The organism is Anaerostipes sp. AF04-45, from assembly GCF_003461725.1.
GTDB lineage: Bacteria > Bacillota > Clostridia > Lachnospirales > Lachnospiraceae > Anaerostipes > Anaerostipes caccae.
On sequence record NZ_QTXQ01000006.1, the window covers coordinates 17736 to 32015 of the forward strand.

The 14280-nt window shown below is 45.6% G+C and carries 18 protein-coding genes; all 18 read right to left on the reverse strand.

The features are described 5' to 3' along the window. Window positions 1–12: 12 nt before the first annotated feature. Entirely contained in the window at window positions 13–828 is an 816-nt protein-coding gene (locus tag DWV34_RS10120; protein ID WP_009289810.1) for a TlyA family RNA methyltransferase, read from the reverse strand. After that, window positions 825–2708, reverse strand: a complete 1884-nt coding sequence (gene dxs / locus DWV34_RS10125) for a 1-deoxy-D-xylulose-5-phosphate synthase (protein WP_009289811.1) — start codon at window positions 2706–2708, stop codon at window positions 825–827. Before dxs ends, DWV34_RS10120 begins: the two co-directional genes overlap by 4 nt. 43 nt (window positions 2709–2751) lie before the next feature. Further along, a complete protein-coding gene (locus DWV34_RS10130) occupies window positions 2752–3645 on the reverse strand; it encodes a polyprenyl synthetase family protein (RefSeq protein ID WP_009289812.1) in 894 nt (297 codons plus the stop codon). Then, the gene (gene xseB, locus DWV34_RS10135; RefSeq protein WP_006567195.1) at window positions 3638–3844 is read right to left on the reverse strand and encodes an exodeoxyribonuclease VII small subunit; all 207 of its coding nucleotides are present in this window, start codon (window positions 3842–3844) and stop codon (window positions 3638–3640) included. Before xseB ends, DWV34_RS10130 begins: the two co-directional genes overlap by 8 nt. Window positions 3845–4524: 680 nt before the next feature. After that, on the reverse strand, window positions 4525–5733 hold the full coding sequence (gene xseA / locus DWV34_RS10140; protein WP_009289813.1) for an exodeoxyribonuclease VII large subunit: 1209 nt from the start codon (window positions 5731–5733) through the stop codon (window positions 4525–4527). Next, window positions 5734–6129 (reverse strand): transcription antitermination factor NusB, encoded by a 396-nt coding sequence (gene nusB / locus DWV34_RS10145; protein ID WP_006567198.1) that lies wholly within the window; start codon window positions 6127–6129, stop codon window positions 5734–5736. A 62-nt stretch (window positions 6130–6191) separates the two neighbouring features. Next, window positions 6192–6569, reverse strand: coding sequence for an Asp23/Gls24 family envelope stress response protein (locus DWV34_RS10150; RefSeq protein WP_006567199.1), 378 nt, complete (start codon window positions 6567–6569; stop codon window positions 6192–6194). A gap of 152 nt (window positions 6570–6721) precedes the next feature. Next, the gene (locus DWV34_RS10155) at window positions 6722–7291 is read right to left on the reverse strand and encodes a SpoIIIAH-like family protein (protein WP_006567201.1); all 570 of its coding nucleotides are present in this window, start codon (window positions 7289–7291) and stop codon (window positions 6722–6724) included. Window positions 7292–7294: 3 nt separating this feature from the next. Then, on the reverse strand, window positions 7295–7837 hold the full coding sequence (locus DWV34_RS10160; RefSeq protein WP_006567202.1) for a hypothetical protein: 543 nt from the start codon (window positions 7835–7837) through the stop codon (window positions 7295–7297). Between the two features lie 7 nt (window positions 7838–7844). Beyond that, a complete protein-coding gene (locus DWV34_RS10165; RefSeq protein ID WP_006567203.1) occupies window positions 7845–8300 on the reverse strand; it encodes a stage III sporulation protein AF in 456 nt (151 codons plus the stop codon). Window positions 8301–8306: 6 nt separating this feature from the next. Continuing rightward, the gene (locus DWV34_RS10170) at window positions 8307–9431 is read right to left on the reverse strand and encodes a stage III sporulation protein AE (RefSeq protein ID WP_118476196.1); all 1125 of its coding nucleotides are present in this window, start codon (window positions 9429–9431) and stop codon (window positions 8307–8309) included. Beyond that, the gene (locus DWV34_RS10175; RefSeq protein ID WP_009289818.1) at window positions 9428–9808 is read right to left on the reverse strand and encodes a SpoIIIAC/SpoIIIAD family protein; all 381 of its coding nucleotides are present in this window, start codon (window positions 9806–9808) and stop codon (window positions 9428–9430) included. Before DWV34_RS10175 ends, DWV34_RS10170 begins: the two co-directional genes overlap by 4 nt. An 11-nt stretch (window positions 9809–9819) precedes the next feature. Continuing rightward, entirely contained in the window at window positions 9820–10017 is a 198-nt protein-coding gene (gene spoIIIAC / locus DWV34_RS10180) for a stage III sporulation protein AC (RefSeq protein WP_006567206.1), read from the reverse strand. A 10-nt stretch (window positions 10018–10027) separates the two neighbouring features. Beyond that, window positions 10028–10546: a stage III sporulation protein AB gene (locus tag DWV34_RS10185; RefSeq protein WP_006567207.1), complete on the reverse strand. Its 519-nt coding sequence runs from the start codon at window positions 10544–10546 to the stop codon at window positions 10028–10030. Continuing rightward, entirely contained in the window at window positions 10539–11471 is a 933-nt protein-coding gene (gene spoIIIAA, locus DWV34_RS10190) for a stage III sporulation protein AA (protein WP_006567208.1), read from the reverse strand. Before spoIIIAA ends, DWV34_RS10185 begins: the two co-directional genes overlap by 8 nt. A gap of 116 nt (window positions 11472–11587) precedes the next feature. Then, window positions 11588–12460 carry a DMT family transporter gene (locus DWV34_RS10195; protein WP_009289821.1) on the reverse strand — a complete coding sequence of 291 codons (873 nt, stop codon included), beginning with the start codon at window positions 12458–12460 and terminating at the stop codon, window positions 11588–11590. Between the two features lie 2 nt (window positions 12461–12462). After that, complete coding sequence (efp, locus tag DWV34_RS10200; RefSeq protein ID WP_006567210.1) at window positions 12463–13020, reverse strand: elongation factor P; 558 nt, start codon at window positions 13018–13020, stop codon at window positions 12463–12465. A 65-nt stretch (window positions 13021–13085) separates the two neighbouring features. Beyond that, window positions 13086–14276 carry an iron-containing alcohol dehydrogenase gene (locus tag DWV34_RS10205; protein ID WP_009289822.1) on the reverse strand — a complete coding sequence of 397 codons (1191 nt, stop codon included), beginning with the start codon at window positions 14274–14276 and terminating at the stop codon, window positions 13086–13088. Window positions 14277–14280: the final 4 nt, after the last annotated feature.

Below are 14280 nucleotides of genomic sequence, written 5' to 3' on the forward strand. Positions count from 1 at the left end.
TTCCTTCTTCTGCTATTTTATCTTCTCCAGATCACCGTGAGATGCCGCTACCACTTTCGGTATCTCTTCTCTCAGGTTGTTCTCGTGCTGCTTTTCTTCAGTCTTCTTCATATGAAGGAGATATTCGATGTTTCCCTCCGGACCTTTGATCGGAGAGTAATCAAGATGTAACAATTCAAATCCATTGCTGCTTGCAAAATCCGTGATTTTTTCTATGACTTCCCCGTGAACGGACGGATCTCTCACAACGCCTTTTTTCCCGACCTTTTCTCTGCCTGCTTCAAACTGCGGTTTGATCAGGGCGGTTACCTCCCCGCCTTTTTCCAAAATTCCATAGACGGCCGGAAGAATTTTGGTCAGAGAGATAAAAGACACGTCGATGGAAACAAAACCCGCTGGCTCCTCTATGTCTTCCGGTGTCACGTAGCGCATATTTGTTCTCTCCATGCACACGACCCTCTCATCATTCCTCAGGCCCCAGTCCAGCTGTCCATGCCCCACGTCAACAGAATATACCTTTTTGGCACCGTTTAAGAGCATGCAGTGGGTAAAACCTCCAGTGGACGCTCCAACATCCATGCATACCCTGTCCGTAAGCTGAATATTGAACTGTTTCATTGCCTTTTCGAGCTTCAGCCCTCCCCGGCTGACATACTTTAAGGTCTTTCCTTTTATTTCGATGGGAAGTTCTTCTTTGACCATAGTACCGGCCTTGTCTTCCCTCTGTCCGTCTACAAAAACCACACCTGACATGATGATCGCCTTCGCCTTTTCCCTGGATGCCGCCAGCCCCTTTTTCACCAGCAGGACATCTAATCGTTCTTTCATCCTTTATCTCCAATCCAAGCTTTGATTTTTTCTGTCATCGAATCACTGTCGATGCCAAGCATCTTCCTCAGCTGTTTAACAGAACCGTGTTCCACAAACCGGTCGTCAATTCCGATATTCCGGACCCTGCCCTTATAATCATGATTTGCCAGAATCTGTGTTACCTGCTGTCCGAATCCGCCGTTTAACACGCCCTCTTCCATCGTAACGATCAGGCGGTGGTTTTTCATAAGAGAACAGATCAGTTCTTCATCCAGAGGCTTCACAAATCTAGGATTCACGAGTGTCGGTTTATATCCTTCCTTTACGAGATTTTCACAGACAGCCGCCCCTTCTTCCATCAGATTGCCAAGGGGGAGGAGCGCGATCTCACTGCCTTGTCTGAGAATACTGCCTTTTCCCCTCAAAATCGGCGTAAATTCGTCTTCAAACAGTGTGGAAGCAGTTCCTCTTGCATATTTTACCGCCATGGGCCCTTCTCCTTTTGTGAGGGCATAGGTCACCATTTCTTTTAACTCTCTGCCGTTGACCGGTGCCATGACCGTGACATTGGGTATCGACGACAGATAGGACACATCAAAAATACCCTGATGTGTCTCTCCGTCGGCTCCTACGAGCCCGGAACGGTCTACTCCGATCAGCATCGTCAGTCTTCCGATCGCCGCATCATGAAGAATCTGGTCATAAGCTCTCTGAAGAAATGTGGAATAAACAGCTGCTGCCGGTTTGAGACCTTTGGCCGCCATTCCCGCACAGAACGCTATAGCATGCTGTTCTGCAATACCCACGTCAAAGAACCGCTCCGGAAACTGTTCCTTAAATCGTTCAAGCCCGGTTCCCTCCGGCATCGCAGCCGTGACTGCCGTGATCGTTTCATCTTTTTTTGCAAGTTCCGTCACAGTATCTGCAAATATATCTGTGTAGGAAGGCCCCCCGGAAGACTGCGCGGGCAGATTTTTCCCCGTGCGCACAGAGAAAGGCCCGACCCCATGAAATCTGGCCGGTTCCTTTTCCGCATAGCGGTAACCCTTTCCCTTCTTCGTGACAACATGAATAATGATCGGCTCATCCAGCTGTTTTGCCCTCTCAAAGGTATCGATCAGAAGAGGAGTATTATGCCCGTCGATAGGGCCGATATAAGTGATTCCCATGTCCTCAAACATCATGCCCGGAACGAACAGCTGCTTGATGGAATCTTTGGAACGTTTCAGTCCTTTGGCGATCGGCTCTCCGACGACCGGGATCTGCATCAGTGATTTCTCTACGTTTCCCTTAAAATCTACATATTCTTTTTTGGACCGAACTTTATTCAGATAGCCGGACATACCTCCTACATTTTCTGAGATAGACATCTTGTTGTCATTGAGAATGACGATTAGTTTTCTCTTTTCTTCCCGAAGCCTTGCCATGTTATTCAGCGCTTCATAGGCCATGCCTCCTGAAAGCGCTCCGTCGCCAAGCACTGCCACGATTGTTTCATCTGTTCCTTTTAAATCCCTGGCCTGTGCCAGTCCCAGGGCAACGCCGATGGAGGTTGAACTGTGTCCGCTGTGGAACGCATCACAGTCACTCTCCGTGGGTTTCGGAAACCCGCTCATGCCGTGGAACTGCCTCAGTGATGCAAAGCCGTCTTTTCTTCCTGTCAAAATCTTGTGGACATACGACTGATGTCCCACATCAAACACCAGCTGATCTTTCGGAAAATCCAGAACCGTGTGAAGTGCCATTGTAAGCTCCACTGCCCCCAGGTTAGAAGCCAGGTGGCCTCCTGTTCTGCTGACATTCATCAGCAGAAATTTCCGAATCTCTTTGGCTAAAAGCCGGTAATCTTTTCTTTCTATTTTTTTTATATCATTGGGATGATTGATCTGTTCTAACATGTCTACTCCTTTGGCAGTCCTTTTTATACATACTCCTTGCAGTCTAGCAGGTTCTGTGAATCAGGTATTCTGCCAGACCTGTGAGATAACCGTCGGATGTATCATAGGTTCTCAGAATCTCCACTGCCTCCAGTGAGATCCTCTCAACATCTTTCCCAGCCTGCTCCAGTCCTTTGATCGAAACATATGTGGTCTTCTGATTTTTCTCATCGCTTCCCACCGGTTTTCCGATGACTTCCTCCTGTCCTGTGATATCGAGGATGTCATCCTGGATCTGAAAGGCAAGACCGATCTTTCGCCCGCATTCTTCCATGGCTTTTACGTCTTCTGGTGATGCACCGGCAAGCACCGCCCCGATCATCATGCACGCTTCAATCAAAGCAGACGTTTTGTTGTGGTGGATAAACATGATCTGCTCCATCGAAAGCACAGTGCCCTCCAGTTCCACGTCTGCCGCCTGTCCTCCGATCATTCCGTAGATACCCGGTTTCCGGGCAAGAATCCGAATGGCTTCTGCCACCTTGGGAAGATCTGCATCCTCTAAAGCAAACGCGGAGGAAGCAGTCTCAAATGCGTAGTTCAGTAGAGCATCTCCGGCGAGAATTGCCATGTCTTCTCCATAGACGATATGACACGTCTTCTGCCCTCTTCTGTAATCGTCGTTGTCCAGAGCAGGAAGGTCGTCATGGATCAGGGAATAGGTATGGATCATCTCGATCGCAGCCATAAAGGGCTCAATCACTTTTTCTTTTCCCCCAAACATCTTGTAGGTTTCTTCCATCAGCATCGGTCTCAGCCGTTTTCCTCCGGCTTTTACCGTTGTGTTCATCGCCTTCAGCACTGTTTTCTGAAAACCTTCCGGTTTCGGAAGATAATGATCCAGAATTTCCTCAATATGACTTATGCGCTTTTTAAGTTCCTGATCAAACTCATTCATTGTTCTCTCCGTTTTGTTCTAATATAATCAGCTCTTTTTCCACCTGGTCCAGAGAATCCTTGCATTCTTTTAGAGTGGAGACTCCTTTTGTATAAAGTTCTACCGCATCGGCAAGCTTTATGTCCTCCTGCTCTAAATTCTTTAATATATCGTCTAACTGGCTGAATCCCTCATCAATACTAAACTTCTTTTTTGCCATAAGTTACAACCTGATTTCCTTTCCAAAAATATTTTCTTCATTATATCATATTTAATTTGAAATGAAACCCATGAGTTTTTTACTGCCATTTCCGTCGCGCTTTGAAATGCGCTCCTCCAATGGCAGTAAAAAACTGTCGTTGATTGGCACCTTTTGTTCAATGAATTTTTCAAGTGGAATTTATGTCCATTTTGACCGGTTTTTTCGGCTTTACAAATTTTCTGTAATTGATTATAATATACTTATCGAGGAAGTCGGCACGATGGTTAAAGTCCATCCGTCCCGGCGAGTTCAAACGATAGTCGTCCTACACTTTCCAGGGAGCAGGGCGACTATTTTTTATGTGTGAATGAAAGGATGGCTACTATCAAAAGCGCCATATTTATGATAACCATAAATTCCTCATATGTACTCATAAACACCACCCCTTTCCGTAAGGCTCGGAACGGATGGCTTGGCCGCCTGCCGACTTCCCTGAGAAGTATATTATAGTTGGCGATTTTGTATTTTATTATAATATCATATTTTTACATTTTATACAATATTTGTTCCAGATAAATTATGTACAAAACAGACAAACGTGACAAGGTTTTTCCCGAAATATAGGGCCGTAGACCTTCACTACGAAATAAAAAAATTGCAGCCGGATAAATTTATCTCTCCAGCTGCAGCATTTGTATTTATTTTTTATTTAAAGTAACTTCCGATACTTTTGTTTTCAGCGATCCATCTGAAATCGTAATCTGTATTTCATCCCCTTTGGCAATATGTTTCGCCGACACTACCGGTTGTCCGGACTGATCCGACAGATATCCATATCCTCCAATCAGTTTTGCCGTAGGGGAAAGTCCGTGCAGGCGCTGTGCATATAGTTCCAGCCGATGCTGATAACGGTTCCGCAGATAATCCATCCTCTTTGTCAGGCGGTCTTCCAGTTCCGCGAGCGTCATTCTCTGCTCCTGTAATTGAAGCTTGGGATCAAACCTGCGCAGTTTTCCGCTGTACTGTTCCAGACGAAGTTCATAATTCCGCAGAATGTGGCGGATCTGTACAGAAAGGCTTCTTTTCCTTGCGTCAATCGCATCCAGTGTCTCCCGAAGATCCGGAACTGCAAGTTCACACGCCGCCGTGGGTGTGGCTGCCCTTAAATCTGCCGCATAGTCTGCGATGGTCGTATCCACCTCATGGCCTGTCCCGGAGATGATCGGCGTTTTGGCTGCATAAATGGCCCTGGCAACCTTCTCTTCGTTGAATGCCCAGAGATCCTCAATCGATCCGCCTCCGCGGCCAATGATGATCGTATCAACTCCATAGCGGTCCAGTGTCTCAATACCTCTCACAATCGTCTCTGCCGCCCCGTCACCCTGAACCTGTGCCGGATACAGCACCAGCTGTATATACGGGTTTCTCCGCTTTGCAACACTCATAATATCGTGGATGGCGGCTCCTGTCTTCGCCGTCACGATGCCGATGGTTTTCGGATTTTGGGGAATCGGCTTTTTCTTTTCGTGATCGAATAAACCTTCCCTGTAAAGTTTCTCCTTCAGCTTCTCAAACTCCACATAGAGCCGTCCGATGCCGTCCAGAGAGATTTCGTTGGCATAAAGCTGATAGGTTCCGTTTCTCTCAAACACACTGATGCTTCCCGAAACAATGACCGTCTGTCCGTTTTCCATCTCAAAATCCAGCCCGCTGATCCTCTGATTGGCAAACATCACACAGGAAATCTGGCTTTTATCATCCTTTAATGAAAAATAGATATGACCGGAAGAATGGTATTTGCAGTTTGAGACTTCTCCCTTGATATAAATCCGGTTCAGGGCATAATCGCTCTGAAAGATTCTTTTGATATACGCATTGATCTGCGCCACTGAAAATACTTTGTTCATTTAACCAATCTTTCCTAAGATCCCATTGATAAATGAGGCAGCCTTTTCATTGCAGTAAGTCTTTGAAAGTTCTACTGCCTCGTTGATCGCCACTTTATCCGGGATATCCTCATCAAACATTATTTCATAGACTGCAATTCTTAAGATCGTAAGCTCTGCCTTTCCCAGTCTCTTAATATCCCAGCCTTTGCTGTTTTCATTGATCTTTTGATCGATTTCTTCAAGACGGGAAAGCATATCGAGAGTCCTTGTCTTTATGTAGTCTTTCTCTTTGTTCCTGAAAAAATCATTATTTGAAAAATACAGGTCTGCCTGCGCTTCAAACTCCTCGCTTGTGTGAAAATCGATGGAAAAGCACAGACGGAACATCTGCTCTCTTAATTTACTCCTTGTCATCTTACGGTCCTTTCTCTACACAGTAAGAACGGAACTGCTTTTCACAGCTCCGCATCTTTTGATTATTCTTCTTCCAGCGCTACGCCGGCAATTCTTACGTTGACTTCGTCGATGGTCAGGCCTGTCATATTCTCTATGGCTGTCTTAACCTTTTCCTGTACTTTCTTTGAAATCTGTGCAATGCTGACTCCATAGTCCAGTTCGATGGCCAGATCAACACTGACATGACTTCCCTCAACGATAACACGCACACCCTTGGAAAGGTTCTTCATACCGAGTTTGCTCACAAGCTCATTCGTTATATTGCCGCACATACCTGCCACGCCTTTGACTTCTGTCGCTGCAAGCCCTGCGATGATCGCGATCACTTCATCTGCGATCTTTACTTCTCCGAGCATCCCTTTTTCGTGAATCTTATAACCACTACTTTTATTTTCCATAAAAAGCCTCCTGCTGATTGCTTCTAAAAACTTTTTCTTCTGTTTTATGATTCTTCATATACAGTATGTTAATTATACCAAAAGTTATCGATGTTATGCAAGAAAAAAGAAAGTGTGCAAATCCCTGTCCCCGGAATTTACACACAAAACCTTTAATCTTCTGTTTTTATGGATGTGATCACGACATTTTCCAGCTTGCATCCGGTCTTTCTCGTGACAATATCTTCAATCTGGCTTCTCTCCACTTTGGAGACATCTTTCAGGTTCACCAGGACATCCACGTTTCCATTTTGAATGGTCACGATGGAATTCAAAAATCCCTTGGCGCCCAGCAGGTTTTCGGTAGCTGTCTCCATCTCCATCTGCTCTGCCAGCGTAGCAAGCTTATCTACTGCATCCTGTTTTACACTGTCTTTGACTGTTTTGTCTTTGATGATTTCTTCCAAAGTGTCCTTTGCCTTGCTGTGGGTCTGTTCTCTCTCAAGCTTCGCCTTTGCCACATAATTTCCCACCTGGGCATTCGTGAGCACCGCTTCCCCCACATCTGTGATGTCATCTTTTGCCTGGCTCTGAGAGGCATTTTTTGCCGTATTGCTGACCGTCTTTGCTTTGTCCTTCGTTGTAGTGATGTACTGACCCGTATAATTTACATAGCCCGCGACCGCTATAATAACAGCCAGAGTTGTGATGATTAACTGATTTTTTTTCACGATTTTCTTCATTTCCTAGTCCTCCATTTTTAACACCTTTATTTTATAAGATGAAATGTGAAACAACACACTCACCGCATCGACGATATTCTGGTTGACAATATCGCTTCCTCCGCCTTGTGCGACCACTACAACTCCTTCCACTTCAGGTTCTACTTCTTTCACTATGTAAGGGACCTTCTCCCCGTTTTTATCAATTAAAACGGTCTCCTCATCTTCCTTCACCGCTTTTTCGTCCTTTTTTGTACTCTCTTCATAAGGTGTATCCTTGTTGACGACTGACTCCTTTGAAGATTTCAGAGTGATCATCACTTTTACTTTTCCCACGCCTTCCACATTTTTCAACGCGGCTACAAGCCGTTGTTCCTGCTTTTTGACATAGGCATCCGTGGATGACACATCCTCACTGCTTTCTGAGTCTTTGGTGCTTTTGGCCGTTTTCTTCCCTGATGAAGGAAAAGAAAATACGATCAAGGCAATCCCAAGAACAAAAATCAAAACAATTTTCTTTGTGCCCAGAGATTCAATTTTTTGGATCAGTTCCTTTTTGTCCATCATACATTTCCTACTCACTTATATTGATATGACTCTCATCTACATTATAGAAGTTCAAAAGTATTGTTTTTACTTTCTTTGCTTCAGATTCTTCATCTTCAACCTTCACAGAAATCTCATCGATCTCCGGATCATCCTTTGTATCATCCGTATCCACTTCCACTTCTTTCGCCTGAATCTTATAGGACTGAAGGATTTTTTTTATTTTCTTCTCTTCGCGGTTTTTATAAGTTTCAAGAGCCTGGCTCCTGAAAGAAGATTCTGTGCTGTCCGTATTCACATTAGAAAATACTGTGAGGTCTTCCGGCCCTATATTCATAACATAGGCAATCGGCCTCATCATCAGGGCCAGCAGCATAAATCCGGTCACCAGCCGGATGTAGGGCTTGTATTTATCCCCCTGACAAAGCTGGCTTACCAGTGTCATAAGAATCAGAAAAAAAACAATCGCTTTAATATACTGCATATGCCGTCACCCCGTATAGTAATTAATATTTGTGGAAAAGGCTACGATGGCAATGGACAGAATAAACAAAATGCTCAGAGTAAACACGGTCCGAAGCAGCAGTTTTCCGCTCTTGATCACCGCATCCAGAGATCCTGTGATCCGTTTGTCTGAGACCGGCTGAAGCAGAATCCCTGTTCCAATATAAGACAGAAGGATTCCGCCGATCTGCATCAGCGGAACAAGGATGATAACACAGAGAACAAAAATCCCCGCCACTCCGATACTGTTTTTGATCACAACAGCTGATCCGATCAGAGTCGTTGTCACCGTGCTGACGCCCTGTCCCACTCCGGGGATCATGGACACACCTTTTTTAAAAATACCGTCTTTTACGGAATCTACTGCCGGCAGAAGCATGGCCTGAATCATCTGGATTCCCAGAACCACGGCCAGCAGTGCCTTTAACAGGGCTCTCACGGCCCATTCCAGTGTATCGCAGAGCCTGGAAAGTTTCTCCTCCAGTGAAATGTGATTGACGATCTTTAGCACAAACAGGATCTTTACCGCCGGAAAGATCACACTCTGGACCAGAAGAGAAATGATATAGATCACAAACAGATACATCTCATACAGGGCCACCGATGTGGATACCCCCGTAGTTGCCACCACTGCGATCGAGTAGGCTGTGATCAGTCCTTTCATGAAATCAATGAGCGTAGAAATCACCTGATCCGTGATGGAATTCAAAAAGAAAAAAGAATTCGCCATGAGACCGATCAGAATCATATATGTGACATAAAAGGCCGTATCCCCGGTATTCCCCTGGAAAAACGCATCGGAAAAATTTTTGAACACTGCCGCAATGATCGCCACTGCGATCAGCTGTCTCATAAAGTTCCTGTTTTCCGAAAGAATTGAAAACAGCTGATCCCCAACGCTCTGTCTGACCATAGAAAAAGCCCCTTTGATATTTCCTGTTATAAGCTTTTTCACCAGTTCCTCATAAGAGAAACTGATTTTTGCCTTCTCCAGTGTTTTTTCCACCTGTTCAAACGAATATTCGCTCAAGTCTTCCTCTTCCTTCGCCGACACCTTTGCCGCGAACATCAGGACAAAGATAAATGCCAGCAGCATGATACGTTTTCTCATCCCATCAGCCTTTCTAACGTCGTCAGCAGAGATTGAAAGATCGGCAGACTGACAACCAGTATGGACAGCTTTCCCGCCATCTCCACCTGTTTTGCCATGGTTGCCTGTCCCGCGTCTTTGCATATATTTGAGGCAAACTCACACAGAAAAGAAATCCCGACCAGCTTTAAAAGAATTTGTATGTAAGTTCCCGGGATTCCTGAATAAGACTCGATAGAGCCAAATAAGTCTATGATCTTCCCCATCTCGTCCAATGCGTAGATTGCCAGAAATAAGCTGGATACGAGACCGATCACCAGGCTGTACTCCGGCCTGATGGATTTAATCTTCAGCGTCAGTATACTGGCTATGATGCCAAAAAGTGCAATCTTAACCATAGGCCCGCCTCCTAAGAAATGGTGAACAGTGTCTGCACACTCTCGAAAAGATCATAGATATAAGGGATCACCCATGACAGTACAAGGATCAGCCCCGCAAGGGTAATCAAAAACGCCTGTTCGTCCCTGCCCGAGTGTTTCAGTACCTGCACCAGGATCGTGACCAGAATTCCCACAGCCGCAATCCGAAAGATAATGTTTACGCTCATAAGATCCTCCTTACAATAAAATAATCACAACGAGAAGTCCAAAGGACAATCCAAGGCTCTGATATAGTTTACAGTTCTTGATCACCTGATCTTTAATCTGATACATTCTCTCCTCGATCTGCTCGATCGTAAAATCAATGGTCTTCACCTGCATATCCTTGTCCAGATAACCAATCGTATCTCCCATGGTGATCAATGGCTCCAGCATCTTTTTCTCCAGGACATACGGTGTGAGATCCTTCTCCACAGAATTCTTCCACACTTGGGAAAATGTTTCTTCCTGATAAGAAGAAAGTTTTTTTGACACGTCGGAGAGAAAGACCGAAAACTCGGCATTCATCTTCCCTGCTATTGTGCCGATGGCATCGGGAAGAGGCGTCAGTCCGTACCGGATCTCGCCCTGGAGAAGATATAGAAGTCTTTTCAATTCAATCCCCTGCTCCAGTCTCTTTCTTTCCCTCGACGCCCGGTAAAATCCCAGAACACCGCCGGAAATAATGACAATAGCCGCACCCAGCAGTTTAACCATAGAGCCTCACCCCCTCCTCATTTAAAATTTCCTTGACAGTCCCCGCTTTTCCCTGTTCACTCAGAACAACATAGCGTTTAAAAACTTTTCTTTCCATCATTTCCCCAACATACGGCACTTTTTTTAATTCCTCCATATCTTTGCCGTGGATCGTCGCCATCAAAGTACATCCGCAGTAAGCACTGTACAGCATAGCGTCCACGTCCTCTTTTTTCCCAATTTCATCTACTGCTATCACATTTGGAGCCATAGAGCGCACAAGCATCATCATTCCTTCCGACTTCGGACACCCGTCCATCACATCCGTGCGGATACCCACTTTGTTCTGGGGGACTCCCATATAAGAAGCCGCGATCTCACTGCGCTCATCCACCACACCCACAGTCTCGCCGCCGTCGGAAGCGATGCGGATCATATCCCTTAAAAGCGTTGTTTTTCCTCTCCCCGGAGGCGAAATTATCAGCACCGGGAGAAGCTGTCCATCTTTCGTGCAGTGTTCAAATATCCCCTCTGCACAGCCGATGACCTCATGAGCCACACGGATGTTCAAAAAAGTGATATGCTTCATCGTCCTGATCTCGCCGTCTTCTATGGACACTTTTCCTGCGATCCCTACCCGGTGTCCCCCTTTCACGGTCAGAAAACCCTGTCTTAACTGGTCTTCATAGGCATAAAGAGAATAATTGCTGATATATTCCATCATCTGTTTCAGTTCATCTCTCGTGAGAACATGTACAAAATGATGGCTGGCCGTCAGCTTCCCTTCCGTAGACAAAAAATATTCTTTATTTTCATAGCGGACGATCACAGGCTGATGAATGCGCAGTCTGATCTCCTGAAGTTCTCTCGGCTTAAGACCGCTTTTCTGCATCAGACCCCGGACAGACTTCGGGAGTATGTGATAGATCTCACTTGTATTTTCCATAGGACTCCCCCTTCTTCGTAAAGCTGTATAACCCTAATATATGAGGAAGACAAGTCATTTAGAATAGAAAAAAGGAAGCCTCCCAAAATCGGAGAACTTCCCTTCAAAATATGATATTATTCTGTTTTGTTCCTGCGGTTGTTGTAGAAAAACATGACAACGGCTGCCGTGATAATGATCACATATCCAAGGATACTGAACCCGTCTGGCATCTGCCCGAACAGAAAAAGCCCCAGCAGAGTTGAAAAGATAATCTGGGTGTAATCATAGATGGATATCTCTTTTCCCGGCGCATAGGTGTAGGCTGCCGTGATGGCAAACTGTCCTCCCGCTGCTGCAAGTCCCGCAAGCAGCAGGTAAACAAGCTGAAGTCCTGAGATCGGGTGAAAATTCCCGATCATAAAGGGGATACAGCTGATGCAGGAAAATGTGGAGAAGAAAAAGACGATGAACGGTCCCCTCTCCCCTCTTGTGCCAAGCTTTCTGACACATGCATAGGCACAGCCTGCAAACATGCCTCCTAAAAAGCCGATCAAAGCCGGCAGGACAGAAACAGCTGCAAAGCTTGGCTTTACAATAAACATACTGCCGATAAATGCGGATGTGATACAAGTCAACTGGAATACGGTAATTTTTTCTCTCAGAATCAGATAAGAAAATACAATGACAAAAAACGGCGACAATTTATTAAGCGTAGACGCATCCGAAAGCACCAGATGATCCACCGCATAAAAATTGCAAAAAATACCTAAGGTCCCTGCTAAGGACCTTAGGATAAACCAGTGTAAATTCTTCATCTGAAAACGGAATCCGGCGCCGCTTCTTTTGATCATCACAAATGCAAAGATCAGGGCTACCAGATTCCTGAAAAAGCTCTTTTCAATCGACGGAAGATCTCCGGAAAGCTTTACAAACGCATTCATCCATGCAAAGCAGAACGCCGACAGGACAATGCAGATGATCCCCCGGATCTTCTGGTTTTTTGACAAGCTTATACCCTGGATAAATATTCCCCGGTTCTTGTATCAATCTTCAATGTATCACCCTGGTTGACAAACAGAGGGACATTGACATTCGCACCCGTCTCTACCGTACAAGGCTTCGTAGCGCCCTGAGCTGTGTTTCCTTTTTCTCCCGGTTCACACTCGGTAACAAGAAGTTCTACATGCAGAGGAGCCTCCACCTGGAAAACAGTCCCGTTGTGTGAAACGAGGGTAACGTTCATATTTTCTTTTACAAACTTTAATGAATCTCCGATGGTGTCCGGGTCCAATGCGATCTGATCAAAAGTCTCCGGATCCATGAAATGGAATAATTCACCGTCTGTATATAAATACTGCATTTCTTTACGTTCGATGTGAGCATTCTCAAACTTCTCTGATGGACGGAAAGACTTTTCAATCGCTCCCCCACTCTTGATATTTTTTAACTTCGCGCGTACGAAGGCTGCTCCCTTTCCAGGCTTTACATGCTGAAATTCAATAATCTGATAAATATTGCCTTCGTATTCGATGGTCAGCCCATTCTTAAAATCTCCTGCGGATACCATATCGTAATTTCCTCCTTAATCATTTTGTTCTATAACATTCTATAATAAATGGTACTTCTTATCAACTATTTATTTGCCAATTTGTATACATTAAAGATATCTTCTTTATTTAAGACACGGAAAGCCCCTATGGTCCTCGTATCTTTGTAGGAGCATCCGTCGGCCATAGCCCACAGTTCGTCCTCTGTCTTAATGCCGATTTCTTTGGCTTCTGAAAAGCAGGTCGGCATGTCCAGTGACTTAAAGTAATTTACGGTGGCGTTGATCGCTTTTTGCGCCACTTCTTCTTTATTGTCCCCGGAAATTCCCCATACCTTATCGGCAAAGCGCACAAACCGGTCTACATCTTCCATGCAGGAATACTCTGCCCAGGCTCCCCAAACGGCGGAAAGGCTGGCTCCGTGGGCGATATCAAATTTGGCGCTCAGTTCATGTCCCAGCTGGTGCGGAGCAAAATCTTTCTCAGCGCCAAGACCGGTCAGGCCGTTATGTGAAATACTTCCGCACCACATGATCTCGCTCATGCTCTCGTAATTATGAGAGTCCTGGATCGCAATCCTTCCGTTGGCGATCACGGTCCGAAGCAGTCCTTCGGCGATCTCGTCGGTCAGCTGATTGCCCTTTGTCTTCGTAAAGTAACGGTCCAGTGTATGCATCATAATGTCGACAATACCGCAGCCCACCTGATACTTGGGAAGCGTATACGTAAGTTCCGGATTCATGATGGCAAACTCAGGGCGGTTCAGATCTGTACTGAGCCCTCTCTTTACCTGAATCTCCGTATTGGTGAGGACAGCTGAATCACTGGTCTCACTTCCAGCGGCTGCAAGGGTCAGAATCACACCTACCGGCAGAGTTTTCTCCACTTTCTTTTTCCGTGACCAGAACTCCCAGATATCCGTATCCGGATTTGCGGCTCCGTGGGAAACTGCCTTCGCGGTATCGATCACACTTCCGCCTCCCACAGCAAGAATCAGATCTGCCTGGAATTCAATGGCTTTCTTAACGGCTTCTCTGGCAAAATCAAGTCTTGGATTCGGTTTTACTCCGCCGATGGTCTCCACCTTAAGCCCTGCCGCTTCCAGTGTCCCGGTCACTCTTTCAAGCAGCCCGCTCTTTACGACACTGCCTCCTCCGTAGACAACGAACACTCTGGAGCCGTGATATTTCTTCGCCAGTTCTGCCACTTTGTCCTCTGAAGCTTTTCCAAAAACAATCTCTGTCGGTGTGTAATGGGTAAATGCCTGCATCTTCATTCCT

Coding starts and splice junctions, on each gene's coding strand:
- DWV34_RS10120 (WP_009289810.1), bottom strand. CDS start 828: ATGAAAGAACGATTAGATGTCCTGCTGGTGAAAAAGGGGCTGGCGGCA.
- dxs (WP_009289811.1), bottom strand. CDS start 2,708: ATGTTAGAACAGATCAATCATCCCAATGATATAAAAAAAATAGAAAGA.
- DWV34_RS10130 (WP_009289812.1), bottom strand. CDS start 3,645: ATGAATGAGTTTGATCAGGAACTTAAAAAGCGCATAAGTCATATTGAG.
- xseB (WP_006567195.1), bottom strand. CDS start 3,844: ATGGCAAAAAAGAAGTTTAGTATTGATGAGGGATTCAGCCAGTTAGAC.
- xseA (WP_009289813.1), bottom strand. CDS start 5,733: ATGAACAAAGTATTTTCAGTGGCGCAGATCAATGCGTATATCAAAAGA.
- nusB (WP_006567198.1), bottom strand. CDS start 6,129: ATGACAAGGAGTAAATTAAGAGAGCAGATGTTCCGTCTGTGCTTTTCC.
- DWV34_RS10150 (WP_006567199.1), bottom strand. CDS start 6,569: ATGGAAAATAAAAGTAGTGGTTATAAGATTCACGAAAAAGGGATGCTC.
- DWV34_RS10155 (WP_006567201.1), bottom strand. CDS start 7,291: ATGAAGAAAATCGTGAAAAAAAATCAGTTAATCATCACAACTCTGGCT.
- DWV34_RS10160 (WP_006567202.1), bottom strand. CDS start 7,837: ATGATGGACAAAAAGGAACTGATCCAAAAAATTGAATCTCTGGGCACA.
- DWV34_RS10165 (WP_006567203.1), bottom strand. CDS start 8,300: ATGCAGTATATTAAAGCGATTGTTTTTTTTCTGATTCTTATGACACTG.
- DWV34_RS10170 (WP_118476196.1), bottom strand. CDS start 9,431: ATGAGAAAACGTATCATGCTGCTGGCATTTATCTTTGTCCTGATGTTC.
- DWV34_RS10175 (WP_009289818.1), bottom strand. CDS start 9,808: ATGGTTAAGATTGCACTTTTTGGCATCATAGCCAGTATACTGACGCTG.
- spoIIIAC (WP_006567206.1), bottom strand. CDS start 10,017: ATGAGCGTAAACATTATCTTTCGGATTGCGGCTGTGGGAATTCTGGTC.
- DWV34_RS10185 (WP_006567207.1), bottom strand. CDS start 10,546: ATGGTTAAACTGCTGGGTGCGGCTATTGTCATTATTTCCGGCGGTGTT.
- spoIIIAA (WP_006567208.1), bottom strand. CDS start 11,471: ATGGAAAATACAAGTGAGATCTATCACATACTCCCGAAGTCTGTCCGG.
- efp (WP_006567210.1), bottom strand. CDS start 13,020: ATGGTATCCGCAGGAGATTTTAAGAATGGGCTGACCATCGAATACGAA.
- DWV34_RS10205 (WP_009289822.1), bottom strand. CDS start 14,276: ATGAAGATGCAGGCATTTACCCATTACACACCGACAGAGATTGTTTTT.